The organism is Scytonema hankhaensis NUACC26, assembly GCF_045865695.1.
In the GTDB taxonomy this organism is placed as follows: Bacteria; Cyanobacteriota; Cyanobacteriia; order Cyanobacteriales; family Nostocaceae; genus Scytonema.
This window is the reverse complement of record NZ_BAACAP010000148.1, coordinates 1-23,563: the sequence shown is the minus strand read 5'-3', so window position 1 is coordinate 23,563 and position 23,563 is coordinate 1. Positions and strand designations below refer to the sequence as shown.

At 42.7% G+C, this 23,563-nt stretch carries 23 protein-coding genes and 1 other annotated feature; of the genes, 7 read left to right on the top strand and 16 right to left on the bottom strand.

Going from position 1 to position 23,563, the window contains the following annotated elements; translation table 11 throughout:
• Positions 1 to 445 precede the first annotated feature (445 nt).
• From ACKTT2_RS10365 to ACKTT2_RS10355, 3 genes are all read left to right on the top strand, one after another.
• Positions 446 to 730, top strand: a complete 285-nt coding sequence (locus ACKTT2_RS10365; RefSeq protein ID WP_407886373.1) for a type II toxin-antitoxin system TacA family antitoxin — start codon at positions 446 to 448, stop codon at positions 728 to 730.
• Positions 727 to 1,212, top strand: a complete 486-nt coding sequence (locus ACKTT2_RS10360; RefSeq protein WP_407886371.1) for a GNAT family N-acetyltransferase — start codon at positions 727 to 729, stop codon at positions 1,210 to 1,212. Before ACKTT2_RS10365 ends, ACKTT2_RS10360 begins: the two co-directional genes overlap by 4 nt.
• 674 nt (positions 1,213 to 1,886) lie before the next feature.
• On the top strand, positions 1,887 to 3,029 hold the full coding sequence (locus ACKTT2_RS10355; RefSeq protein ID WP_407886369.1) for a zinc-dependent alcohol dehydrogenase: 1,143 nt from the start codon (positions 1,887 to 1,889) through the stop codon (positions 3,027 to 3,029).
• A 205-nt stretch (positions 3,030 to 3,234) separates the two neighbouring features.
• Here ACKTT2_RS10355 and ACKTT2_RS10350 read toward each other — a convergent pair whose 3' ends face one another.
• The 7 genes from ACKTT2_RS10350 to ACKTT2_RS10320 all read right to left on the bottom strand — a co-directional run bounded on the left by ACKTT2_RS10350 (position 3,235) and on the right by ACKTT2_RS10320 (position 13,768).
• The gene (locus tag ACKTT2_RS10350) at positions 3,235 to 3,990 is read right to left on the bottom strand and encodes an HpcH/HpaI aldolase family protein (RefSeq protein WP_407886367.1); all 756 of its coding nucleotides are present in this window, start codon (positions 3,988 to 3,990) and stop codon (positions 3,235 to 3,237) included.
• Positions 3,991 to 4,527: 537 nt separating this feature from the next.
• The gene (ileS, locus tag ACKTT2_RS10345; RefSeq protein WP_407886365.1) at positions 4,528 to 7,878 is read right to left on the bottom strand and encodes an isoleucine--tRNA ligase; all 3,351 of its coding nucleotides are present in this window, start codon (positions 7,876 to 7,878) and stop codon (positions 4,528 to 4,530) included.
• 96 nt (positions 7,879 to 7,974) lie between these two features.
• Positions 7,975 to 8,274 (bottom strand) — a binding site (T-box leader).
• 79 nt (positions 8,275 to 8,353) lie between these two features.
• Entirely contained in the window at positions 8,354 to 8,485 is a 132-nt protein-coding gene (locus ACKTT2_RS10340) for a hypothetical protein (RefSeq protein ID WP_407886363.1), read from the bottom strand.
• Positions 8,486 to 9,095: 610 nt separating this feature from the next.
• Positions 9,096 to 9,389 (bottom strand): SMP-30/gluconolactonase/LRE family protein, encoded by a 294-nt coding sequence (locus ACKTT2_RS10335; protein ID WP_407886361.1) that lies wholly within the window; start codon positions 9,387 to 9,389, stop codon positions 9,096 to 9,098.
• Positions 9,390 to 9,516: 127 nt separating this feature from the next.
• A complete protein-coding gene (locus ACKTT2_RS10330) occupies positions 9,517 to 10,791 on the bottom strand; it encodes a ScyD/ScyE family protein (protein WP_407886359.1) in 1,275 nt (424 codons plus the stop codon).
• Between the two features lie 201 nt (positions 10,792 to 10,992).
• A complete protein-coding gene (locus ACKTT2_RS10325) occupies positions 10,993 to 11,457 on the bottom strand; it encodes a cupin domain-containing protein (RefSeq protein WP_407886404.1) in 465 nt (154 codons plus the stop codon).
• Positions 11,458 to 12,193: 736 nt separating this feature from the next.
• On the bottom strand, positions 12,194 to 13,768 hold the full coding sequence (locus ACKTT2_RS10320) for a GMC oxidoreductase (RefSeq protein ID WP_407886357.1): 1,575 nt from the start codon (positions 13,766 to 13,768) through the stop codon (positions 12,194 to 12,196).
• Positions 13,769 to 13,807: 39 nt separating this feature from the next.
• Between ACKTT2_RS10320 and ACKTT2_RS10315 the strand changes: the two genes are divergently transcribed.
• Positions 13,808 to 13,978 carry a hypothetical protein gene (locus ACKTT2_RS10315; protein WP_407886355.1) on the top strand — a complete coding sequence of 57 codons (171 nt, stop codon included), beginning with the start codon at positions 13,808 to 13,810 and terminating at the stop codon, positions 13,976 to 13,978.
• Entirely contained in the window at positions 13,930 to 14,037 is a 108-nt protein-coding gene (locus tag ACKTT2_RS10310) for an AraC family transcriptional regulator (RefSeq protein ID WP_407886402.1), read from the top strand. Before ACKTT2_RS10315 ends, ACKTT2_RS10310 begins: the two co-directional genes overlap by 49 nt.
• Positions 14,038 to 14,248: 211 nt before the next feature.
• On the opposite strand, the gene ACKTT2_RS10305 is transcribed toward ACKTT2_RS10310, so the two are convergent.
• From ACKTT2_RS10305 to ACKTT2_RS10280, 6 genes are all read right to left on the bottom strand, one after another.
• Positions 14,249 to 14,395, bottom strand: coding sequence for a hypothetical protein (locus ACKTT2_RS10305; protein WP_407886353.1), 147 nt, complete (start codon positions 14,393 to 14,395; stop codon positions 14,249 to 14,251).
• 233 nt (positions 14,396 to 14,628) lie between these two features.
• Positions 14,629 to 15,531: a helix-turn-helix domain-containing protein gene (locus tag ACKTT2_RS10300; RefSeq protein ID WP_407886351.1), complete on the bottom strand. Its 903-nt coding sequence runs from the start codon at positions 15,529 to 15,531 to the stop codon at positions 14,629 to 14,631.
• A gap of 236 nt (positions 15,532 to 15,767) precedes the next feature.
• Positions 15,768 to 16,565, bottom strand: a complete 798-nt coding sequence (locus tag ACKTT2_RS10295; RefSeq protein ID WP_407886349.1) for an SDR family NAD(P)-dependent oxidoreductase — start codon at positions 16,563 to 16,565, stop codon at positions 15,768 to 15,770.
• An 81-nt stretch (positions 16,566 to 16,646) separates the two neighbouring features.
• Positions 16,647 to 16,784, bottom strand: coding sequence for a hypothetical protein (locus ACKTT2_RS10290; protein WP_407886347.1), 138 nt, complete (start codon positions 16,782 to 16,784; stop codon positions 16,647 to 16,649).
• Positions 16,785 to 16,918: 134 nt separating this feature from the next.
• Entirely contained in the window at positions 16,919 to 17,917 is a 999-nt protein-coding gene (locus ACKTT2_RS10285; RefSeq protein ID WP_407886345.1) for an RpoD/SigA family RNA polymerase sigma factor, read from the bottom strand.
• 246 nt (positions 17,918 to 18,163) lie between these two features.
• The gene (locus ACKTT2_RS10280; RefSeq protein WP_407886343.1) at positions 18,164 to 18,991 is read right to left on the bottom strand and encodes a hypothetical protein; all 828 of its coding nucleotides are present in this window, start codon (positions 18,989 to 18,991) and stop codon (positions 18,164 to 18,166) included.
• 116 nt (positions 18,992 to 19,107) lie between these two features.
• Here ACKTT2_RS10280 and ACKTT2_RS10275 point away from each other — a divergent pair, with 116 nt between their 5' ends.
• Both ACKTT2_RS10275 and ACKTT2_RS10270 read left to right on the top strand, forming a co-directional pair.
• The gene (locus ACKTT2_RS10275; protein WP_407886341.1) at positions 19,108 to 19,509 is read left to right on the top strand and encodes a hypothetical protein; all 402 of its coding nucleotides are present in this window, start codon (positions 19,108 to 19,110) and stop codon (positions 19,507 to 19,509) included.
• A gap of 362 nt (positions 19,510 to 19,871) precedes the next feature.
• Positions 19,872 to 20,597: a polysaccharide deacetylase family protein gene (locus tag ACKTT2_RS10270; protein WP_407886339.1), complete on the top strand. Its 726-nt coding sequence runs from the start codon at positions 19,872 to 19,874 to the stop codon at positions 20,595 to 20,597.
• On the opposite strand, the gene ACKTT2_RS10265 is transcribed toward ACKTT2_RS10270, so the two are convergent.
• The 3 genes from ACKTT2_RS10265 to ahcY all read right to left on the bottom strand — a co-directional run.
• Positions 20,584 to 21,783: a sensor histidine kinase gene (locus ACKTT2_RS10265; protein WP_407886337.1), complete on the bottom strand. Its 1,200-nt coding sequence runs from the start codon at positions 21,781 to 21,783 to the stop codon at positions 20,584 to 20,586. The genes ACKTT2_RS10270 and ACKTT2_RS10265 overlap by 14 nt on opposite strands.
• A gap of 50 nt (positions 21,784 to 21,833) precedes the next feature.
• On the bottom strand, positions 21,834 to 22,079 hold the full coding sequence (locus ACKTT2_RS10260; protein ID WP_407886335.1) for a type II toxin-antitoxin system Phd/YefM family antitoxin: 246 nt from the start codon (positions 22,077 to 22,079) through the stop codon (positions 21,834 to 21,836).
• Positions 22,080 to 22,355: 276 nt separating this feature from the next.
• Positions 22,356 to 23,563 (bottom strand): adenosylhomocysteinase (ahcY, locus tag ACKTT2_RS10255; protein ID WP_407886333.1); only part of this gene is annotated, 1,208 nt, incomplete at its 5' end.

Sequence of the window (23,563 nt, the reverse complement as noted above, 5' to 3'; positions counted from 1 at the left end):
GTAGCTTCATCTTTGGCGTCACCGTGCCAAAACGGGAAAATTGTACGCGCTTGACTGAAACGACTTGACACCAGCAACTTGGAAAAAACTCCAAGATGAACGCTATTGATGCTGACTTGAGCGTGAGTGAATACTTGGAAACCTGGATGAGAACAATTGACGGTGATTGACTCCTAGATACTCCAAGATTTAGTTATTTGGTGTTACGTCGGAAACACATTGAGTCGCCCGTACTTACTTCACAGTAGTATCAAAAATTCAATCGTTAGTCCCGCCCGTACCACAAGAGAAAGTTTAATGTTTTTTTATTTGGCAGTCCCTAAGTGGATTTTTAACAACGGTCTTCTCTGAAACGGTTGTTTTTGATAAAAGGCGATCTTATAATAAAGATACACAATGTGTATCTAGCAGTCATATGCTAGGTTACAAGACTAAAGAAAACATTATGCACTCCCATAACACACCTGATATTCCTACTCGCGCTGTCAATTTGCGTATCCGTGAGGATGTGCGGGCGCTTATTGACCGAGCTGCAAAAGCTCAAAGTAAATCACGTTCAGACTTTATGATTGACGCTGCACGACGAGCGGCAGAGGATACACTGCTTGACCAGACCTTCGTGCGAGTGGATGAAGAAACATATCAACATTTTCTGAATGTTCTCGATGCTCCGCCCCACAATGAAGGATTTGAACGCTTGATGAATGTTAAAAAGCCGTGGGATAGATGACTCTTCAAGCTCCTGTGCCTCTTGCGGATACCCACCTATTGGATGACTTTGATTGCGGAGTTGCCAGTTTAAATGATTGGTTAAAACGCCGTGCAGTTGCTAACCAAAAGAACAATGCATCACGTACCTATGTTATTGCGGATGGGCAGAAAGTGATTGCCTATTATTGCCTTTCCTCTGGAGCATTGGCACTGAGTGACACACCATCCCCTATAAAACGGAATATGCCCGACCCGATACCCGTAGCAATTCTTGGAAGGCTTGGAGTAGATACTTCATGGAAAGGACAAGGCTTAGGCGCAGCATTACTACAAGATGCGGTATTTCGTACAATGCAAGCGGCAGAGATATTAGGCATCCGTGGAATAGTCGTACATGCCATATCGGAAGAAGCCAAGCAATTCTATGAGCATTACGGGTTTTCTCCTTCACCTACACAGCCTATGACGCTTATTCTGTCTATCAAGAAAGTTACGGTATAACAGATTCGTCAGGAAAGTAAAGTGTAGCCAATACTTGTCAGTTAAGACAAAAAATATGACAATATGTAGGTTGGGTTGAGGAACGAAACCCAACATTTACAGATATTTGTACACACAAACACACCTTTGTACCAGTGGGAACCTAAATATGTAATCATTAATTACTTGACAATGTTTTAATTTGTTTTGAAATAAACAAAGACCGATAGTTAAACACAAACCAAGGACTACGGAAGGTTCAGGAATATTTACTTTTCCCTAGTTTATTGGATTTGTAGGAGGAATAGGAGGAGCACTAATAACCCATTGCCCCAATTTTGGATCGAAATAAGAACTGGCTAGTATTTTCATACTTTAAAGATTTAACGTAGAACCATTAAAAGTGCATAAGTGACATAAAAGAAAACCTATATATATAATCTAGCTTCTAGAAAGCTAAGAAATTCTTAAAAAAGATATCTACCAAAAGATATATTTTGAAATTTTTCAAGAATTAAATAATTAAGTAATGTAATAATAAACATGAAATCTTGAACTCTGATTAGCCCTTCTTCATCGTTGCTCAACTGCTTAATATTTATTTTATAAATACGCTCTTAGTCTGCAAACCCACATCGGATTGAAAATGACGTTTAGGATTTAACATGAACTATTTGACATCGAAAACCTCTTGTATGAGAGCAATGGTATTAAGCGACATCGCTAAGCTAGAGTTGCGTGAAGTACCGCGCCCTGTGGTGCAGCAATACGAGGTTTTGGTACGTGTGTCAGCAGTAGGATTGTGTGGTACGGACTTTCACATCTTTTCTGGGCAAGCCAACTACAACATTAATCAGCAAGGAAAGGTTATTCCACTGGTAGAGCAGCCGCAGATTCTAGGTCACGAACATGTTGGTATCGTTGAAGAAGTAGGGAGCCTAGTTAAAGATTTGCATATAGGCGATCGCGTGGCGATCGATCAGGGGTTGAACTGTCTTAGCCGACGGCGACAACCGAAGTGTGAATACTGTACCAGTGGCGACTCCCATCAATGTCAGTTTTACTCCGAATATGGCATCACTGGCTTACCGGGAGGACTCGCGGAATATGTAGCGGTTCCTGCTGTAAATGCCATACCCATTAATTCTGATTTGGAAAGTATCGCCGCAGTTCTCACAGAACCCCTTGGTTGTATCAGCCATGCCTTAGATAGGGTGACACGCTCGCGCACCCGTTATGTAATTAATGCTGAAGATATCAACAACCGCGTGCGAGCAATTCTGATTTTTGGTGCTGGTCCGGCGGGGCTATTATTTATTCAATATCTGTACAAAGTCCTAAACTATGATGGCTTGATTCTAGTCAGCGAACCGAATCAGCGAAAGCGGGAATTAGCCTCTTGCTTTGGTGCACAGGTAATTGACCCCCAAGTCGTTGATTTAGTCGAAGTTGTGCAGGACAAAACTGGTGGACGGCGAGTAGAGTGTTTAATTGATGCTTGCGGTGCTGGTTCCGTCTTCACCAGATTTCCTGCCTTAATCCGCAAACAGGCTACAGTTCTACTCTACGGATTAGGTCATGCAGGTGTAGATTTGAGCGTACTGAATAACTTACAATTCATTGAACCAACGCTGGTTACTGCCATTGGCGCGTCAGGAGGGTTCCGCAGTGACGGACGCTCATATACCTACCATAGAGCACTTGGCTTGCTGGCAGACAAGCAGATCGATGTAACTTCGTGGATTACCCATTGTTACCAGTCCTTGGAATCTGTGCCTCAAGCCTTTACTAGCGATCGCCTAGAACCCGACTATATCAAAGGTGTAGTAGTGCTATAGGGGTCAGCAGCTGCACTGATGGGAACTGCCAGGTCTTCAGAACTAAAACCCAGTTCTCGGTCGATATCGCTGGCAATTTTCAGTAGAGTTTGAACTGTGGGTTCTTGTAAATTGCGTCTAGAACCTCTCGTTGATACAATGCCTGAGAATATTTGTGTAAATCCTTTTCTTTTGGAGAGCAGAACTTGCTCTCCAATGTGAGAGACTAGATGGAATTAATCTCTTCAAGAGTTTGTTTTGCCGATTTCCAGAGATACACTGAGTCAACACCTACTCCGATCAAGCTATATCCTGCTTCTTTTGCAGATAAAGCATCCTGAGAATCAGTAGTAAAAATGCCTACTGGTATATTTTTGTTCAAACATGCCTCTTTAACGGAACCAATTGCTTTCTGTACATCAGGATGATGAATCTGACCGGGCAGTCCCATACTGCCGGAAAGATCGAATGGGCCAACAAGTATAGCATCGAAACCAGGAACATCAATTATGGATTCAATGTTTTTCACTGCATCAATGTGTTCAATTTGTAGAATAATGACTATGTTTTCGTTTGCCGTCTTCAAGTACTCTTGAAGACTCATTCCATAGTTTTGTGCTCTTGCAGTTCCAATACTCCGACTTCCAAGTGGAGGGTATAAGCAAGCATCAATGGCATATTTGACCTCTTGAGGTGTCTTGACTTGAGGCAGAATTATCCCATCACATCCGGTATCTAATATCCTTTTTATCCAAACGCTGTCATTCCAAGGTGCCCTAACTAAATTTGCACAGCGCCCGCCAGTTGCTTGCATAATTAACTGGACTTTTTCTAAACTGAGAGGCCCATGTTCCATGTCTATCCAAAACCAGTCAAATTCGAGTTTTGACAAGACTTCAGCAGTTTCTGAGCATGGGAGTATGATGACAATACCGATGAGAGTTTCTTTTTGGTTTAGTCTTTGCTTAAAGTTAATTGCCATTAAAAAACCTCCAAAGCTTCGATCCTTAAGAAAAACCATTACAACAAAGGCTTCGGGCAGGAGCCAGTATTACCGTCACTCATAGCTGCCTCCTGCCTTCTTTAATTTACTAGAAATCCAGATCGTTCGTGACGTAGTACAATCGAGTCTAAAATAGAATGGCACGAAGCGAGAAAGTAAGAGAGATGCTCCCCTACCATAGCCCAAAGTCTTGTGTTGACAAAAGTTATGCAGTCATTAACTTTTTGCGTAACAAGCGTCGAGGCGTCCTCATATGAGGATAAGCCTTGGGACGACGATGGGCGAACTCGCTTGTTGAACTCGTTGAGGGCGATATGGAACAGCTTTATGAACAATAACTTTTAACTATGCTGGCGAAACCGAGGAGCTAGACCCGGATACATTGTGAAATCCCGCATTACCCCAGAATTTCGGCAAGCCTTTGGTTGCTTACCTAACGACCAAGTGAACTGGAAGTGGGATAGGAGCTAAACTTCGCCACCACCAGTTGTGTGGTAAGAATTGGACGCAGATTAGTTAAGAAGTTTTGCTTTGCTTTAAGCTGATAATTAATGGTGTCCCAAAAATATCTACCTGCTCGTAATAGTCAGCATTCTCAAGCTCTTCAAAGTCAATGTTTTTAGCAAGCACTTCATTCTTAACTAATTCAAGATGAACTCTCAGCGCCTCTAAAACCGCTCCTGATGTTTTTATACCCAAGTCAATTCGAGCAGACACTTCAAGTTTTGCTTGTTTTCGCGCATTTTGTAGCAGGCGAATGGTATCTCGAATCAGCCCTTCTTGAATTAATTCTGGTGTAAGTTGAGTGTTGATTGCTGCTAAATAACCATATTCTTCAAGGGCTACGTAATTGGCTGGACTTTGAGCTTGAATGAGAAATGCTTCGGGTTCAAAGTAATAAAGTTGTCCGTTTAGTTCGATCGCGGTCTCTTTCCCTTCTCGAATATTACGGACAATTTCGCGATTGTCAAAGGTTTCCAGCACTTTCCTAAACGCGGGTAGCAAATGACCAAGCCGTTTGCCCAAAAGAGGTAAATTGGGTTTTACGGTATAATCTACGAAATCGGCTGTTACGTCTAAGTATGTCACCGATTTGACATTGAGTTCTTCTTGTAGCAAATCTTCTAAACTCTTCAACCCTGCAAGCTCTGTCTCGTTTTGAACCCGTACCAGAACTTCGGCAAGGGGTTGACGTGTTTTGACACCTGCTGTGGCACGAGCAGCCCGTCCTAGCTCGATAATTCGCACAAGTGCATTCATGTCACGCATCAGGGAATCGTCAATCAAAGTCGCGTCCCACTGAGGCCAAACCGTTAAATGTACAGATTCTACTTCGTTTGGAAAAATACTGAGGACTAAGTTTTGATAAATGTATTCGCTGATAAATGGTGCCATTGGAGCCATTAACTGAGTGACCGTGACGAGCGTGTCATAGAGGGTTTTGTACGCCGAGAGTTTATCGCGATCGCCCCTGGCGCAAGCTGTACCCAGCTTATCGCTGGTCGATTTCCAAAATCGGCGGCGGTTGCGACGGACATACCAGTTTGAGAGCTCGTTCACCGCAAAGTCGCGGATTAACCGGCTAGCAGCAGTCGGATCGTAAGCGTCAAGTTTATTTGTGACATCCCGCACGAGTACATTGGTTTTAGATACCAACCAGCGATCGATAGCAGGACGTTCTGTCACCGGAATCGCACTAGTCAAATCCGGTTTATCGAGATTGGCATAGAGAACTAAGAAACTGTATGTGTTCCAAAGCGTCATCAAGAAGTCGCGCAAAGTGTCTTCCACCAATGGTTGGGAAAAGCGTTTGGTACTGTCGCTTGGACTCGAACTGTAAAGATACCAACGGAGTGCATCTGCTCCTTGAACGTTTAATACAGTCCAAGGGTCTACCACATTGCCCTTTGACTTGGACATTTTTTCGCCCTTCTCATCAACAATGTGTCCCAGGACGATCGCATTTTTAAAGGCAGGGCAATCCTGTTTCATCTCCGATAAAACACCTGCTTGTCGATCCGGACTACCAGTATCCGTCAGCAGAGTTGCTAGAGCGTGTAGGCTGTAAAACCAACCGCGAGTCTGGTCAATGGCTTCACAAATGTAGTCGGCGGGAAAATTCTCTGGAAGGACGTTTTGATTCTCAAAAGGGTAATGCCACTGTGCGTAAGGCATTGCACCCGACTCAAACCAAACATCGACGGTATAAGGAACTCGTTTAAAGCACTTACCGTTTTTCTCAAAACTGATGTCGTCAATGTAAGGACGATGCAAATCTAACCCAGACAAATCTCGCCCTGTCAGATCTTCAAGCTCTTTTAAGCTTCCTATACACAGAGACTCGCTTTCATCTTCACTCACCCAGATGGGTAATGGCGCACCCCAATATCGCTCGCGGGAAACTGCCCAGTCAACATTGTTTCTCAACCAATCTCCAAATCGACCATCCCGGATATACTCAGGATGCCATACAATCTTGTGATTGTTCTCAATGAGCTTGTCTTTGACTGCTGTTGTACGGATGTACCAGCTTTTTTTGGCATAGTTGATGAGTGGCGTTCCATCCCGGTAGTTGAAGGGATAGGTGTGTCGGATGGTCGTTTTGCGGTAGAGCAAGCCCCTTTCTAACAAATCTGTGGCAATTTGCTCATCTGCATCTTTAAAGAATGTTCCAGTATAAGGGCTTTCACCCGTAGGTACATCGAGCAATTTCACATCAGGATACACTTTACCTAGTAGATCCACAGAGAAAAGCATGGGGAGGTTGTGCTTGCGTCCGAGATCGAGGTCGCCATATGCAGTAGCAACGTGGAGAACGCCTGTTCCATCGTCAATGGTGACTTGTTCGTCTAAAATGACTCGGAAACCTTGAGAGAGGTCTTCCCCTTCTGGAATCCGACCGCGTAAGATCGGGCTGTATTGCAGGTTAAGGAGTTCTTTTCCTGAAAAAGTTTTCAGCGTTTGGTAATTGTTTTCACCAAAAACATCATTGGCGCGTTGACAAGCCAGAATATAGAGGTCTTTTTTATCTGGATCGCGATCGCCCTTGGCGCAAGCCGTACCCGGCTTATCGCTTGTTGCTGCTTCAAACAAACCATAGGTAGCATCATCTCTGACTGCAAGAGCAACATTTGCAGCCAGTGTCCACGGAGTTGTTGTCCAAGCCAAGATATAGACGGGACGTTCTCCAGATTCAACAATGTTACGTTCCACAAGTTGAGTCAGGTCTGCTGGGAATTTGGGATATACGGAGGGGTCTTCTACATTCTCTCGATATCCTTGCGCTACCTCATGGTCTGAGAGGCTGGTATTGTTGCGAGGACAGTGCCAAGTGGCGCGGTAATCTTCAAAGAGAAGATTTCGCTCCCATAAGGATTTCATCAACCACCAGCAGGACTCAATGTAGCTGTTTTCATAGGTGATGTAAGGATTTTCTAAGTTCAACCAGTAGCCAATGCGATCGCTCATGGCATTCCAATCCTGGATGTACTCAAACACCGATTGCTTGCATAGTTGATTGAATTTAGCAATACCGAACGCTTCAATATCTGATTTTTTGGTAAAGCCTAACTTCTTTTCCACACCAAGCTCGACAGGTAAGCCATGAGTATCCCATCCCCCTTTACGTTGGACTCTATACCCTTGCATGGTTTTATAGCGGGGGAACAAGTCTTTATAAGCACGGGATATAACGTGATGTACTCCAGGCTTACCATTAGCAGTTGGAGGACCTTCATAAAAGACAAAATTCCCTTCAGGAGCTTCTTTATCGACTGACTTCCGAAATATGTTTCGCGTTTTCCAAAAGTCAAGAACTTCTCGCTCTAGATTCGGGAAGCAAACTGATTGTTGAACTTCTCTAAACATAACTTAACCGCACTCACTCTTCATTTGACAAACTCAATGTTTGACATTCCTATCCCTTTCAATGAGGTAAAACAACACAAACACCTCATACCTATGCATTGGGACGCTTAGGTGAGCGCGGTACCACCCAACTTTCCCAGAATCTCGCAATTCTGGACTTTATCGCTACTCCCTGATGGGAAGAGCGCTCTGCTGTAACGTGCAGAACACGGCTCTATCTACTCATAGCTTCCACTAAGGGAGACTAAAACTGAAGTTTTTGGCTTCCTGTGGAAATGCTTTTTTCGGAGAGCAGCTCGGGGAGGATTTTCATTTCTACCGTGTGTTCAGGCTCGCACCGTCCCTGACTCGCTCAGCACCGACTTAGAAATTACTCGTTCCCTTCATTGCTTTTATTTATAGCTGATACATGATAGCATAACAACGCCGATGTGGGCATGACCTGCTCGCCAGAAATCTTGCCGCAATAGACATTTTACTGTTTTCGTTGCAGGTTAACCAACTCATTCAACTCATCAAGCAGTTCTTCCGCCTCTGTATCCCCTTCATCCGCTTGTTGCAGCAAGTAGCTTAAAATTTTATTCATTAATGCGTTTGAAACTTCCATTATTCATGCCTTCCCCAAAAAAATGACCTTTTCTACTTGAAATATATTAACGATTTTTCTTATGTGTAGGTTAACGCGATCGCTTAAATAAATTCTCTACCAAAAGACCAATTAACACAGCCAATCTATAAAGAAGAAGAAGTGGAGTAAGCTCAACGAAGAAATTACTCCTTTCCGCCATAAGATTACCGATCTTCTTCTCTTACTCCCTTGCTCTTTGCGTCTTTGCGGTTCAATTAATTCAGTAATCTGCGAGCGGGATAGGAGTAAGACCCTCTAATTTCAAACGATTTGGATTCATACTTGGGCATTTGCGATACGCCTTTAGGCGTTAAGCTTCGCTTATCGCGCTGCTGTGTGTCATTATGCGAGAATTTTGTGGATTGGGATCGCCGTGGAGAAATTCAACGAATGCCTGTAAATGTTGGGTTTCGTTCCTCAACCCAACCTACGTACCAACGGATTTTTACGCAAAAACTACGTAGTGTTGAATTCACTACCATGAAAATCTTTCACCCACGTGTGAGTCAGAGCCGCGCGCTCTCCCAGCCCTTACGATGAGCAATGATGCCAACTACTACCCCAAAGAAAGTAAGGGTTAATCATCGTTCTAACGATTGTCATTCCGTGAATATCCCTCGCCTGTGGCAGTCAAGCGAATGCGATAGATGGCTGTGTTAACTGTAATAAAGAGGCTGTGACCATCTTCTCCCCAAGCTAAATTGCCTGTTCGTACACCCGTTTCAATAGTCCCCAGAAGCGTTCCATCGGGAGCAAAAATGAAAACTGCCTCGGGTGCTGCACCGTACACATTACCTGCCTTTAGGTGCATGACAAAAGACCAGACCACCAGGTTACGTTCTTTTATCTTTGAAGTCTGCATCGGAGAATAAGGATTTGGCACTAGACATCTCCAAAAACGATTCTCCGTTGCTTGCACAAAAACTTTAGCAGTGAGTCTTGTTAGAGATTCAACTTAATGGATTTTGACCGATCGTGTTCGCGTTTGGATCGAGATCGCTCCTTAGATTTTAGGCGTAATTAAATACGCTTGTGTCGTTAAGCAGATTCGCTTGCGACAATCCACTCCAAGGTTCGAGCGCACCAGTTGTCGTAGCTCGATCGAGCAGCGATTGATTGGAGAAGGGTGTATTCTGCTGTAAACTCAACCGGAGTACCTCTCCCTGTCCGGCAATAAAGCCTTTGTTAGAAATGTAAAGGTCGCCATCCGCACCGATTGTTAGACCCGTTGGAGAAACTAGTTCATCCGTGATTGTGGTGCGAGTTTTACCATCTGGGGACAAATAGATCAGGGCACCTGCATCACTACCCGTCAAGATGCCATCCGCATCATATTCCAGAACATAAAAACCGCCAGACTTATCAGAGGCGAGATCGACGATATTCGTAAACCCGTCTGCATAGACTTCCGGTTGACCGTCAGCCGTGAGGCGATAAATTTGGGCGGCTCCTGCTTGGAGCGGATACCCGGTCAGTTCGCTGACATAGAATGCGCCATCTGCACCTACGGTGACTGCGGTGGGCACAGACTGCTGCACTACTGATTCTCCTGTGAGTGGATCGGTTGCGGTACGAGACGGAAAGACTGTTTTTAGCGTCAGTTCACCACCAAAAGCTCTTTGACTGAATAAATCATTGCCCCCTGTATCCAGAACATAAACAGTATTGTCCTCAATCAGTAAGTCATAGAGGTTAGTATTAACATCTTGCCCATCGGGATTATTGTTAAGTTCATACGCGCCAAAATCGATCAGTCTTGTCCACGAACTACCGCCGTCAAAGTTATCGATCGCAATCAACTGACTAAAATCAGGCACTTGGATAATGCTGTCGCGGAGTGCCGGATTGCCTGCAAACCCAACGATCGCGTAGGCGTTGCCATACGCATCAAACTCAATGTCATGGACACCGGATGCATCTCCGCCATCGGGCAATGCCAGCGAGGGTAGTCCGGTCACAACTCGTTCCACAGTCCCGTCTTGAATTCGGGTAATCGCACCCGTTGCGCCATAGGATAAAATCGCGCCCGGTTGACTGGGAGACGGAATACTTGCTCCTGGTCCTCCACGTCCAGCTTCAGCAACATACAGCGCCCCATCCGGACCAAAGCTCAGCTTACGAGGACTCTCTAGACCAGATGCCAGCACTTCAATTTGCGGTTTCTGTGGTGGTTCTCCGGGTTGAGCATTACCAGCCAATGTACCAATCGCATCGTCTCCGGGCGTACCAAAAAGAACGTCATTATCCAACGTACTTAGAATTCTTGAAGCAACTGTTTCAGCCATGATTTTTTCCTTTCTTTTTTCTTTCTTGATTCGGATTGGCTTTGCAAATAGTTCATCCGAATCATCAGTGTGTCTCTCTGCTCGGGCGATAAGTCGGGGGAGGCTTGCGCAATGCGATACGGCTGTCTTCCGTTAGCGCTTACGCTATCGCAACTTGCGATTTCTGCCAATGCTACCTTTCAGTATTACTGATGATTAATCTTACACGAGCAGCGCGTCCGAGCGCTGCAACACTGCCATATCCTCTTCATCCAGTTCAACAGGTATGCCGCTACGGATCAGTTCAGCAAAATCCTCGTTGGGAACCATAATGCTTAGCGTATAGAGGCGACCCGTCCCCGTGTTTTCAATCGCATGAATTCCGGTTGGCGGCACCATAACGCTGTCTCCAGCGCGAATATCTACGGCTTTACCGTCACACATTGCTACGCCCTCTCCTTTGAGGACAAAAAACATTTCCGCCGCCATTTGATGCCGATTGGGTGGCGTTTTCCCACCGACATCAAAAATTTCAACACAATACGTCAAAGAAGTAGGAGTACTCATCGGATCGAACACGAGCGCCAGCCGATTCGTAGACTCCGGACTAATACGATAAGCCTGATAATCATTTGGCGATTTGAACACCGGAATCACACACTTTTTTTTATTTGTCGCAGCATTCATTTGTATTCCTCCATTTGAGAGTGGCTGCAAAAACTGCTTGAGGACAAAAAATCCCCCATCATTGTTATATAGGTGTAAGTCAAATCCAATTATGCACTTAATCAAATAAAAAATGGATATCTTAATCTCAACTAACAGTTACTTTCAATTCTCGAGGATTTGGATGTTCAATTAGAGAACTTCACTCACATACATCATCAAAAGGGCATCCGTCAGCTTGATTGTCTATGCTATAATGATTCCAGTATTGAGCATAGTAATTAGCTGGGGCATTTAGTTGTTTGTGCGTCAACAATACATTTATTTGCTGTTTTGGAAAAAATGTCGTATTTTGTTTGCTCATTTAAACCAAAAAGACCGATAGCTATCGTTAGCTTAAGATAGCGTTATTTCCCTACTATGGTATTGACCGTACTATAAATCAGAATTTAAGTACGAACACTTAACTAAAGTATAGTTTCTACTCGAGCTTAGTTATTACTATTGATAGATGTTAAGTGGGTCGCTCTATAATTCTTAAAAATTGTTCATAGTTAAAAGATACTGCTGAGGAACGAAGCAGCATCTTTTAAATTTTGGCGCTTATTTAAGTTAAGCGTACCGCTAATTCAAAAAAGAATACCTGCACGCTTCAGTTGCCAAGAAGGCGATCGCTTGCTGGTGTTAGCTAAGAACGAGAAGAATTCCAGATAATATTACTGCATTATTTGAAGTATCAAACTGTACCTACATCTGACTAGTCAGTGTCTTGAATAACTTTTTCAAGGCATCGCTCGGCCAGTGCAGCAATAGTAAAAGAGGGATTGACTGCTCCCGCAGCGCCAGGGATGAGAGCACCATCTACAACATAGAGACCTTCGTAACCTTTGACTCTGCCATAGTAGTCACAAGCTTTACCAAGTACAGCACCACCAAGTGGGTGCGCTGTTCCCCCATCTACCACAGAATCAGTAGAAGGTGTATATTGACCAGTTGTATTGGCTTTATTTAGGGTACTAAATGTCAGATCTGCTGCCTGACGTGCTTTGATTACCTCTAAGTTGTTTTTAGGCCAGGTCAACTTCACACTATCACTAGATGGCTCGTAGCGAAAACTGCCAATAGCTGGACTTATTCCCACATTTAGATGATAAAGCGAACCTTCTCGCGTTTCGTTCCATTGTGGGTAAGTCAGTGATGCTATTGGTCCAATAGGATTAGAATAATCCTCAATTGCAATAGCAGCAGGCCCGCCCTGAGATGGGTGAGTGGGGGGCAAGCCGACTCGCACACCAAAGGTATCACCATTAGCACCCCAATACATACCTATATCATCATTTAGTCTGTTGAGATTCCCCTTAGCTTTCGCTTTAACTAGCAGTTTTGTAGTTCCCATTGAACCTGCTGCTAAGAACACCTGTTTAGTAAAAAAGGTGTGTGTTTGTAAAGTCTGTCCTTGTTGATTAATTTCATTGCAAACTACAGTGTAGCCTTGATTCGGGACTTCAGATATATCTGTCACTACGTGTAATGGCAGAATTTGTGCAAATCCGCTTTGTTCGGCTTGCTTTAAATAGTTATTATCTAAGCTGTTCTTGCAACCACTGTTATTTCCATACCAAAACTCACCAGCAATTGCGGAAGCAACAATCTCTCCAGCAATTTCTTGACGTATGACATTCCAATCCAAATTGACATCAAGTCGCTTACCTACTAAACCGGCGTTGGCTGCTTGTTCTAGGGTTACCCGTGCTGCACGATAGTAGTCTGTCTGTAGAATATCGAATGGAATTGGACTGGGATTGAGCAGAGAACGAACTCTGGGATAGTATACCTCATTCATCTGTTCGTAAGAGATTTTTTTAGGAAAGATACGCTCGAAGTTAGCCTGCGTAGGTTGATAAGTAACTCCGTTGTAAACTAAAGAACCACCACCCACTCCCGCGCCAGCATACACATTAATTCCATCTTCAGGTAAAAGTTCTAATACACCTGTGTAAACATCTATTGGTACAGGCTCTCCGAAAACAGCAACAGAACTCAGCCATGAAGAACGACCATCTGGCGCACGTAGAGTAGCAAAGGTATTTTGTGCCGGAGTGATTTGCCAACGACGACCACGTTCCAATACAAGGCAATGTATTCCTGCTTGAGCTAATCTTAGTGCAGCGACCGCTCCCCCAAAACCACTGCCGATAACGATCGCAGGAATATAGTTGCTGTTGGCAGCCCAGGACTGAAGGACACCAAAACTACGGTTCAACGCATAACCTGTTAAAGCATAAGCGCTGGCTTGAACAAAATGCCGTCGAGACAAAAAGCGATTGTGCATATTTGTATTACAGATGGTGAATGTAGTAGTAGTTTAATAATGCAGAGCGACGAATCATTTGTCTGGAGTGACTTTCTTAGACGACACCCGCGTGGAACAGGCGAAATTAATGTTGTCGAAAACGGACTTAGCGATACGCCTTTAGGCGTTAAGCTTCGTTTATCGCAGATATTGCTTTACGAGTTGGCTTCTCCAGCCAAAGTCACTTAACGCAACAGTTTAAGCGTCTCACTGGAATGACACCTAAGCAAGTTCGCCCTTCACCATAAGAATCTGATAAATCATTGTAAGAATCACCAAAGAAGTCAAGTATTGGAACTCAATGCACTAGGGATAGATATAATCAGGAGAATCCAACATGGTCAACAAACAAACTGTAGACGAACGGACAATTGCTTTGTTCTGTTCTAATGACATTGAAAGTTTCTCCGTAAATGCGATCGCAAAGAGATGTCCACGTCTCGGTTGACCAGAACGTTCTTATCCGCAGCGTCCACTGTGCGTCATCAGTGAGGAAGGCAATCGCACGTCAATCCTTTGCAACAAGCGCAGCATGAAAGCGATGAGCAAAAGTTGAGCTTGGCGATCGCTCAGGTGCGAACGGTTAGTTTGAGGTCGTGAACTCACTGCGATAATCCTTAGAAAATTTGAATACGGTTTTTTACATCTGAAGTGTACTAAGTTGCAATGCTCAACTTCTTTCAGATTCTTATCCTGATTTGTCAGATTCTTATCCTGTTAAGTACTTAAACAAAAATATTTATACCTTTTATGAGACAGTTGGAAAAATTTAGTTGAAGCTGTAGAACAAATCTTTCGTAACTATGGAGAAAAATATATAATTAATTTTGACTAACTACTTAGCGAACTTGCTTTGGGGTGATTCCGGTGAATCGCTTAAACTGCTGCGTCAGATGACTCTGGCTGGAGAAGCCTACCTGTAAGGCAACATCTGCGATCGTCAAATCCGTTTTCAGGAGCATCTCTTTTGCCCGCTCCACTCGCTGTTGAATCACATACTGATGTGGAGAAGTCCCAATAGCCCGTTTGAACAAACGAGCAAAGTAAACTGGGCTAATGTTAATCACTTGTGCAATTTCAGTTAGGGATAAATCTCGGTCAAGGTGAGTGTGAATATAATCGATCGCCTGCTGCAACTGGTTGTGAGTTAAGTTTCTGTTCTGTGATGTAATGGTTTGCGTGACGGTCGAATAGCGTCGCAACAGATGAATGACTAACACTTGAGTCAATGATTCGACATATAGTCGCCCCATGATACCACCTGACTGCAACTCAGCTAAAAGCAGCATGGCGACGTGATAAAGCTGTAAATCTTGCTGACCGAAACAGTTGATGAGGGTGAACCGCTGTGTATCAATTTCAGATGCCTCAGCGACTTGCCCGATTAACTCTGGTTTTAAGCAGATATGCAGTGAAGAGCAGTCCCCTTCGTGCCGATACCAGTAGCTAGGTTGTCCAGCAGGAACCAGGATGGTGTCCCCTCGTTGAACAATTGGATTGTGCAGGCGATCGTCGCGTTTCTGGGTCAAATGACCAGGTTGCCCTAAAGGTAGGCTAAACCAATGATCTGGTAGGGCAGGAAGTTCACCATTTGGAGCTGCAAGAGAAGTTTGATACTCCTCAACCAAAATGCCATCCCAGTTCAGTTGCCGACTGGATGCCACTAGAGCTTTATCCATCTGTTGGTCGAGTTCGACGATCGGGCTAACAAGGTTCCTTGTTACAGATCTTCTTTTCACCATTTGACTGACCGAATGCCTCCCCTATACATGGTACATAGTCGATCGTTGATGATAATCCTGCTTTTGAGGGATTCTTACGCTTTGTGCCTCCCTTTTTCGCAACGCACTCTCATGCTTTTAGTCAATACACTTCCTCGTTCGTGGCACAACCTGTAAGACAACATTTTTTCCAATAGAGCCTTGATTCATACACCTTCTCTCACACCTCTATCACACTCGACTTTTTAATGCCATCGTTATAGGCTTGTGACCGAGCCACCATCCACGCGCCAGTTGGAGCCAAGTACAAAGCTTGACCGCTCAGAACATAAGAAAGCAATGACTGAAGCCACCTCTTCGGGTTTTCCGCGTCGTTTGAGTTCAATATGGGGTCGATTCTCCTCAAGGAAACTGGCGATCGCCTCATCAAAGCTGACATTCATCTGTTTGGATAGCTTTTCCATCATTGCATCAGTCATGGGTGTAGCAATATAGGCAGGGGAAACTGCATTGACTAACACACCATCCTTAGCATAAGCTTTGGATAAATTTTTAGCGAGGTTAAGCACCGCTGCCTTACACGCACAGTAAGGCATTTCTTCTGGGTAAGGTTGTACGGCGTCTTCCGAGCTAATCAAGATAACTCGACCCCAACCTACCTTACGCATTGCCCCGATAAAGGCGCGACAGGTACGAACTGCACCCATAAGGTCTATTTCTATAGTCTTGTACCATGCCTCATCACTCAGTTCTAAAAAATCTCCAGTAGCACCCGTTATTCCTGCTGCATGCACGAGGATATGAACTGTTCCAAAGCGAGCGAGAATCTGATGCTTTGCAGACTCGACTTCTTCAGGTTTGGTGAGGTCTGCTTGGACTGCAAATACTTCTCCAAATTGCCCGATTTCCTTAGCTGCTTGCTCGAGTGATTGGGAAGTTCGATCGATAACAGCAACTTTTGCCCCTTCACAAGCGAGCAATTCGGCTGTTGCTTTGCCAATACCAGAATCGCCTCCAGTGACTACAGCAACCTTACCAGAAAGACCAAGATCCATTTTCAACTTCCTCAAGACTTACGCAAATATCACATCATAATGACACAATTTTGATACTTTTATCTCTCCAGTAGATCCCCCTTAGGTATGACGCTGAACTTTCACCAGCGATCGCGTTCTCGCTGCTGCTGGTTGTAAGCGCGATCGGCAGACCTGTGCGCTTCTAGAATTGATGCGAATGGATGCCGTGCCGAAACCCGATGACCTGCGTGATGGCAAGATAGATTTGATGAGCCTACTGTCGGCAGAATATTCTCTCCCTAGAGGAAGATACCACTTTGCTACTTTTTAATTTTAATTGTGCTGATTTGCTGAACTCATATTACTTGAGTGTTGAAAGTGAGACAACGTTTTTAACTAGCTAAATAACTACGCACTCGATCGCCTTGTAGTTGTAAGCGCCTCAAAGCTTGTTTTTCTATCTGTCGCACTCGTTCTCGACTAATGCCCATGCGTCGGCAAATTTGTTCTAGAGAAAATTCTTGCCCATCTACTAAACCAAAGCGCAAGGATAATATCTCTCTCTGTTGTGGAGTCAGCTTTGATAACAACTTGTGCAAGTCTTGGCGAAGAGATTCTTGAGCTGTATAGTATTCTGGTGAAAGCCCTTTATACTCTAGTAGCTCATGAAATTCTGTATTTTGCTCCTCTCCTATTGGTAAGTCTAGAGAAATTGGTTGACGTGCGGATAGTAAATAATCGCGAATTTGGTTTGGTTGTAAATCTGATGCTATGGCAATTTCAGTGAAGGTTGCATTTCTACCTAGTTTTTGAGATAACTCGCTCTGAACGCGCTTGATTTTGTTGAGTCTCTCATTCATATGACTGGGTAATCTGATTGTACGTCCTTTGTTTGCGATCGCTCGTGTAATTCCTTGACGAATCCACCAGTAAACATAAGTTGAAAGTTTGTAACCACGAGTTGGATCGAATTTCTCAACTCCTCTTTCTAAACCTAAAGTTCCTTCTTGTACTAAGTCAAGAAACTCTAAATTTTGCCTTTGATATTTTTTAGCGATCGCTACCACAAGTCTCAGATTAGCCTCAATCATTTTCTGCTTAGCTTGTCGCCCTTCACTAAGACGTTCTAGCAACACTTCTTCGCTCAGCTTAATTGAAACAGCCCACTCTGAAAGCGTTGGTTCTCTTTGTAATTGAACAGCTAATTCTTTTTTCACAGACTGCAAAGTCATCCAAAGCTGAACTTGCTTGCTTAAGTTAATTTCTTGTTCGTAGGTGAGTAAAGGAATACGTCCTATCTCTCGAAGAAATGCACCGACTATATCAGTTTTGTTAGAAAATGAATTTTGTACCTGCTGAGTAGAATTGGGTTGTGATGTTGACATAGACATGGTAGGCGAGCCTTTATTGAGGAAATTTATGTTAACTTATTCAAACTTAATGTTTTGACCATCTGCAACCGAGCGCTATCCTTATATCTACCAGTCCTCCTAAGTATATTATGTCTTGAAGTTTTCATAAGCTCAAAATTCTAGGTTTAGTAGTTCTTCACTCTATGAATCTGTGTTTTTAACAGTAGGGAGTAATTGTAAAGAAGTTGGAAAGATTGCTGCAAGTGAGAAAATTAGGAAAGGGGGCTAAGGGTTAGAGGGATTTGCATACTGGGTTGTGAGAAAAACATTCTCCAGGTCGTCCATCTCATTTAGTAAAGGAGGAGCTAGATGACTATATTCTGTAGCTGAAGAAGCTACCTCAACACGGTTTATCAACCTATCAAACTTCCGCGCTCGAGCAATTCCTCCACGAGTTAAAATAGTTGGACGCGCTGCGTACCAAGTACGACACATATTACTGGCTGTTTTATGCAACCAAGCTTTGTTCCCAGTTGATGCCCAAATTTCTAATTCGCGACCATAATAGTTAAGCTGTGTCACCTCAATAGGAATTTTTGCCTGAAAGTGCATGGCGATCGTAGCAGCGATCAAAGTTATTTGATTTGCATTATGCATTGCAGCTAAGTGATTTTTAGCCGCAATTGTAGCCTTAAGAGACACAATTTTGGAATTTAGCTTTGGGAGCAGTAATTTTTCACCGTTAATTTCGGTATTCAAACCCCGTGCTGATTCCTCTAACAAGAATACATTCTCTGTAGCGTTTTGCCAATCTTTTGATTTCACCAAAGCGTATATTATTTTACTGTAAGTACTTATTTTATTTAAGGAAACAGGGATAGAGTCGTTTTTAGTTTCGGGTGTGGTCTCTCCGAATGAATATGATTGTTCTGCAATCTCGTTGAGATAAGAAGTGCTAGCTTTATTGCGAGATGTTACGAAACTATTATCATGTTGGGGCATAATGGCAACAGGTTGCGGAGACTTACTTGCATCATTCATTTTTAATAACTCAACTATACCTAAACCAACCAATAATAAAGTGGGAAGAATAATTTTGATTGAAGTCATCATAGTTATAAATGCTTGGGGAAAACTCTAAGATATACAAAACTTGTCAAGAACTTGGGAAGATTTTGAGTAGGATATCAAATGGCAACTAAAACAAGGAGTAGTAAAAAAATTTAGATATGCCAAGAAATCTTTCCGAGTTCTTCACTTTCACCTTATACATTAAGCACATCAAGACAACTCATTCAAATTACGGAGAAGCGTTGACAACTATGAAAAATACAACTAGAAATGTTTTTGCACTTGGTTTAATGAGTCTTTTAAGTCTTAACGTAATGTCACAGGGTGCTTTTGCTGCTCAAGCTCAAACCGCAAACTTAAAAAATAGCAAAGCAAGTACAACAGCCCATTCCGTTCATCGTACTGCACAACATTCTCTAAAGAAAAAGCACACTCAACAACACGCTAAAAAACCTGCGGCTAATATGCAAGCTCTCAAGTCAACAAATACTAAGGAATCAACGACTAAAGGAGGTTCAGCAGCTAATGTAGCAACACCAAATACTACTACGAAAAAGTAAACTAAGTTGTATTATAGGATAGGTACTAATGAAGTAGAAAATAGCTTGATTTCATGACCTCGGTTTTTCTCCTCTTGCTAGAGAAGTTTCTATGTAATATAGAGCCTCTCGTCCCACATCGTGTTCATGCTGGGTTTATTCTCATCGATTAAACCCAACTTTTTTTAATTCAAATGAAAATCCAAAAAATACTATTCTCTCGAAACTTTGTCTTATTTGTATTTCTTAGTATGCTGAGCCTTCTATCTTTAAATTTACTATTAAATAGTAAACTTAAAGATATTTATGCTATTTTTAGCAGACTAAATATTTCCCAAAATACTAAAAGTAGTCAAGTATTATCTAAATCGCTTACTAATAGTTTGAGTACAACACCATCAAGAGATTTAAAACCGGAGTTAAAATCAAAGGTTTTGACAACAACAGTTCCAGCACAATTTTCAGGAGCTATTGTTTACCAGGCAAAGTTCCTCAAAAAGGATAAATATATTGCCTTAACATTTGATGATGGTCCGTGGCTTAATTCTACTACTAATGTCCTCAAGATTCTCCATCAAAATAATATCAAGGGTACATTTTTCACTCTAGGAGAAAATATACAGAAATATCCCAATTTAGCAATGCAGATTGTAGTAGAAGGTCATACTATTGGTAATCATACTTGGCATCACTGGTATCATTTCCTCAACAATCAAACAGCAGCATATGAAATCGATCGCACGGCTAATTTAATTTATCAAATAACTGGTGTGACAACAACATTATTTCGTCCACCGGGCGGGATACTCAACAATGGTCCTGCTACTTATGCTAGAAAGAAAAACTACACTGTTGTTATGTGGTCTGATGACTCTCAAGATTATAGACGCCCCTCTATTAACATCTTAGTTAACAGGGTTTTAAAACAGGCAAAATCTGGTAGCATTATACTTATGCATGACGGTGGTGGAAATCGATCGAGAACTGTAGCAGCTTTACCACAAATTATTAGTCGATTAAAACAACAAGGTTATAGTTTTGTTACTATTCCTGAGCTTCTAGAAATACAAAGCAAGGAACAAAATTTACAAATTTCTAAACTCCACTAGCCGGAAGGCGAACTGTAAAACAGCTACCAACACCCAACTCGCTTGTAACAGCAATTGAGCCTCCATGATTTTGGACAATTGCTCTGACGATAGATAATCCCAATCCAGATCCACCTGAATGGTACGAACGAGAACTATCAGATCGCCAAAACCGCTCAAAAATTTTTTCAAGATTTTCAGGTGCAATTCCTACACCTGTATCTTGCACTTTCACCAATATATAAGAACCTGTAAGGTTACCTGCAATTTCTATTTTTCCTCCATTAGACGTATAATGCAGGGCATTTGCAACTAAATTGGTAAAGAGTCGTATCAGTTGTATGGCATCACCTAACAAGTACAAATGAGTACCTATTGCACATTGTAGATGAATCTGTTTGAGCTCAGCTTGAGGTTTATATTGTATGACTAAGTTCTCTAAAATTTCTGCTAAATTTACTGGATCTCTTTTCAGATTTGGAATATTGTCAGTCCGTGCTAAAAATAGTAAATCTTCCGTGAGGCTCGACATTTGTTGAGTAGCACTAACAATTGCTTGAAATTTATCTGTATCTGCTTCTCTCATCCCCTTTGGATACTTAAGTGCCACTGTTGCATTACTTTTAATTGCCATTAAAGGGCTACGAAGTTCATGAGAAGCATCAGCAGTAAATTGTTTAAGTCGTTGAAAACTTTCTTCAATTGGTTGCATTGCCTGACGAGTTAATAAAACTCCTCCTACACTGCTTAAAATCATTGCAATAAGAATTCCTCCACTTAATCCCCAATCTAATTTATTTAAAGTTGCATTGAAATCATTGAGAGACTGGCTTGCTCTGACATACCCAATTAGCTTTCCATCATCACTTCCAATAATGGGTAAAGTCACCGCTTGAATAGTTTTATTTTCGATTTGGATATTTATGCTTTGATGCAGAGAGATAGGTAAATTTAAAACATCGTCTCCCTGTTGACCGATTAAACGACCTTGCGTATCGAACCATTGTAAAGCTTGATGTCTAGCGATAATGTTGAGTATCGAAAATTCATTTTCTATTTTGACACGACCATTTTCAAACCTTGCATTAGCAGCAGCACCCTCTCCTAGATCTATCAGTTTATTTGTTAATTCTTCTGTTAAACTACGAGTAAAGAAAACACGCACCGCTACTGCAAAGCATCCTAAAATTAATGCAAGAACTACCATGTAAGATAATAGTAAGCGGTACCTTATCTTCTGAAACATAAATTCTGAAGCTATCTCACTAGCTTAATGTTTGCAACCAAGAGATACCTGACTGCTGGAGCAATTAAGTCTCCTAAAATTTCGCCGCTTCCTTTCATAGCTCCGAAAGTTGCGCGTTTAGGTTGGGTTGTTGCTGGACATATAACGACCAATGGTTTACCTTCATGAGTAACAGTTAAGGGTGTTTTAGTACGTTCTACTTCTGTAAATAGTTGCTGGAGATTTTCAGGTAACTCCTTGGTACTAATTTGTTGCATATTTGGGTTTAATCGTTTGTAAGTAGGTTTTGGTTAGCGAAGTTAGTAACCTACATTCCGCACCCTATGACTAAAAAATAGATGTACTTATGTTGTCAAAGAAACCACATTTCCGAGCGCTGCACTAGTTTCTCAATAATGCTTTTTGTAGGGTGGGCTCACCTTTGGATGTTGGTGGGCAGTGCCCACCCTACGATAGATAATAGATAATGGATTCAATGGATATTCAACAAGGTTTTCTCAATTCAAAATCCACGCATCTAAAATCCAAAATCATTAAGTTCCAGAAGTCCAAGAGTTGATGTACTCAATTTGGTCTGCAGTTAGGCTATCAATCTGAATACCCATTGCTTGCAACTTCAAACGAGCAATGTCTTGGTCTACCTCAGTTGGTATGGAGTGAATACCGGGTTCTAAGCTACCCTTATTCTTGACTAAGTACTCGCAAGCAAGAGCTTGGTTTGCAAAGCTCATATCCATCACCGCACTGGGGTGACCTTCTGCTGCAGCCAAGTTAATTAAGCGTCCTTCTCCTAAAACAACAACTGATTTACCGTTGTTGAGAAGATACTCTTGGGTGAAGGGGCGTACTGTCTTCACGTCTTTTGCTTTAGCACCTAAAGCAACAAGATCGAGTTCGATGTCAAAGTGACCGGAGTTACAAATAATTGCACCATCTTTCATCACATCGAAATGTTCGCCACGAATTACGTGCTTGTTACCCGTAACGGTGATAAACAAATCGCCTAGAGGAGCAGCTTCTGCAATTGGCATAACTCGGAAACCGTCCATGACAGCTTCGATCGCTTTGATGGGGTCAATTTCTGTCACAATTACGTTAGCGCCAAGTCCTCTTGCGCGTAACGCTGTTCCTTTACCGCACCAACCGTAGCCGACGACAACAATGGTTTTACCTGCTAACAAGACATTTGTAGCCCGGATTATACCATCAAGGGTGGATTGCCCCGTACCGTAGCGGTTGTCAAATAAGTGTTTTGTGTCGGCGTCGTTAACGTTAACTGCGGGGAAGGAGAGTACGCCATCTCTAAACATGGCGCGGAGTCTGACAATTCCTGTAGTTGTTTCTTCAGTGGTACCAATGATGTCAGCAAGTTGGTGCTGGCGTTTTTGTACCAAGGTGGCGACGACATCACAACCGTCATCAATAATGATGTTGGGGCGATGATCTAGAGCAATTTGTACGTGGCGGTTGTAGGTTTCAGCATCTTCACCTTTGATGGCAAAGACAGGGATTTCATAATCGGCTACTAGACAAGCCGCTACGTCATCTTGAGTTGAAAGGGGATTGCTGGCAATCAGTACAGCATCCGCGCCACCAGCTTTCAGTGCAATTGCCAAGTTAGCTGTTTCTGTGGTGACGTGACAGCAAGCTACTAAGCGAATTCCATCGAAAGGTTTTTCTTGGGCAAAGCGATCGCGAATTTGCCGTAAAACGGGCATTTCACGTCCAGCCCATTCAATGC

Coding starts and splice junctions, on each gene's coding strand:
- ACKTT2_RS10315 (WP_407886355.1), top strand. CDS start 13,808: ATGCAGAGCGACGAATCATTTGTCTGGAGTGACTTTCTTAGACGACAC.
- ACKTT2_RS10295 (WP_407886349.1), bottom strand. CDS start 16,565: ATGGATCTTGGTCTTTCTGGTAAGGTTGCTGTAGTCACTGGAGGCGAT.
- ACKTT2_RS10280 (WP_407886343.1), bottom strand. CDS start 18,991: ATGATGACTTCAATCAAAATTATTCTTCCCACTTTATTATTGGTTGGT.
- ACKTT2_RS10265 (WP_407886337.1), bottom strand. CDS start 21,783: ATGGTAGTTCTTGCATTAATTTTAGGATGCTTTGCAGTAGCGGTGCGT.
- ACKTT2_RS10260 (WP_407886335.1), bottom strand. CDS start 22,079: ATGCAACAAATTAGTACCAAGGAGTTACCTGAAAATCTCCAGCAACTA.
- ACKTT2_RS10300 (WP_407886351.1), bottom strand. CDS start 15,531: ATGGTGAAAAGAAGATCTGTAACAAGGAACCTTGTTAGCCCGATCGTC.
- ACKTT2_RS10365 (WP_407886373.1), top strand. CDS start 446: ATGCACTCCCATAACACACCTGATATTCCTACTCGCGCTGTCAATTTG.
- ACKTT2_RS10350 (WP_407886367.1), bottom strand. CDS start 3,990: ATGGCAATTAACTTTAAGCAAAGACTAAACCAAAAAGAAACTCTCATC.
- ACKTT2_RS10355 (WP_407886369.1), top strand. CDS start 1,887: ATGAGAGCAATGGTATTAAGCGACATCGCTAAGCTAGAGTTGCGTGAA.
- ACKTT2_RS10330 (WP_407886359.1), bottom strand. CDS start 10,791: ATGGCTGAAACAGTTGCTTCAAGAATTCTAAGTACGTTGGATAATGAC.
- ACKTT2_RS10320 (WP_407886357.1), bottom strand. CDS start 13,768: ATGCACAATCGCTTTTTGTCTCGACGGCATTTTGTTCAAGCCAGCGCT.
- ACKTT2_RS10340 (WP_407886363.1), bottom strand. CDS start 8,485: ATGGAAGTTTCAAACGCATTAATGAATAAAATTTTAAGCTACTTGCTG.
- ACKTT2_RS10285 (WP_407886345.1), bottom strand. CDS start 17,917: ATGTCTATGTCAACATCACAACCCAATTCTACTCAGCAGGTACAAAAT.
- ACKTT2_RS10275 (WP_407886341.1), top strand. CDS start 19,108: ATGCCAAGAAATCTTTCCGAGTTCTTCACTTTCACCTTATACATTAAG.
- ACKTT2_RS10360 (WP_407886371.1), top strand. CDS start 727: ATGACTCTTCAAGCTCCTGTGCCTCTTGCGGATACCCACCTATTGGAT.
- ACKTT2_RS10325 (WP_407886404.1), bottom strand. CDS start 11,457: ATGAATGCTGCGACAAATAAAAAAAAGTGTGTGATTCCGGTGTTCAAA.
- ileS (WP_407886365.1), bottom strand. CDS start 7,878: ATGTTTAGAGAAGTTCAACAATCAGTTTGCTTCCCGAATCTAGAGCGA.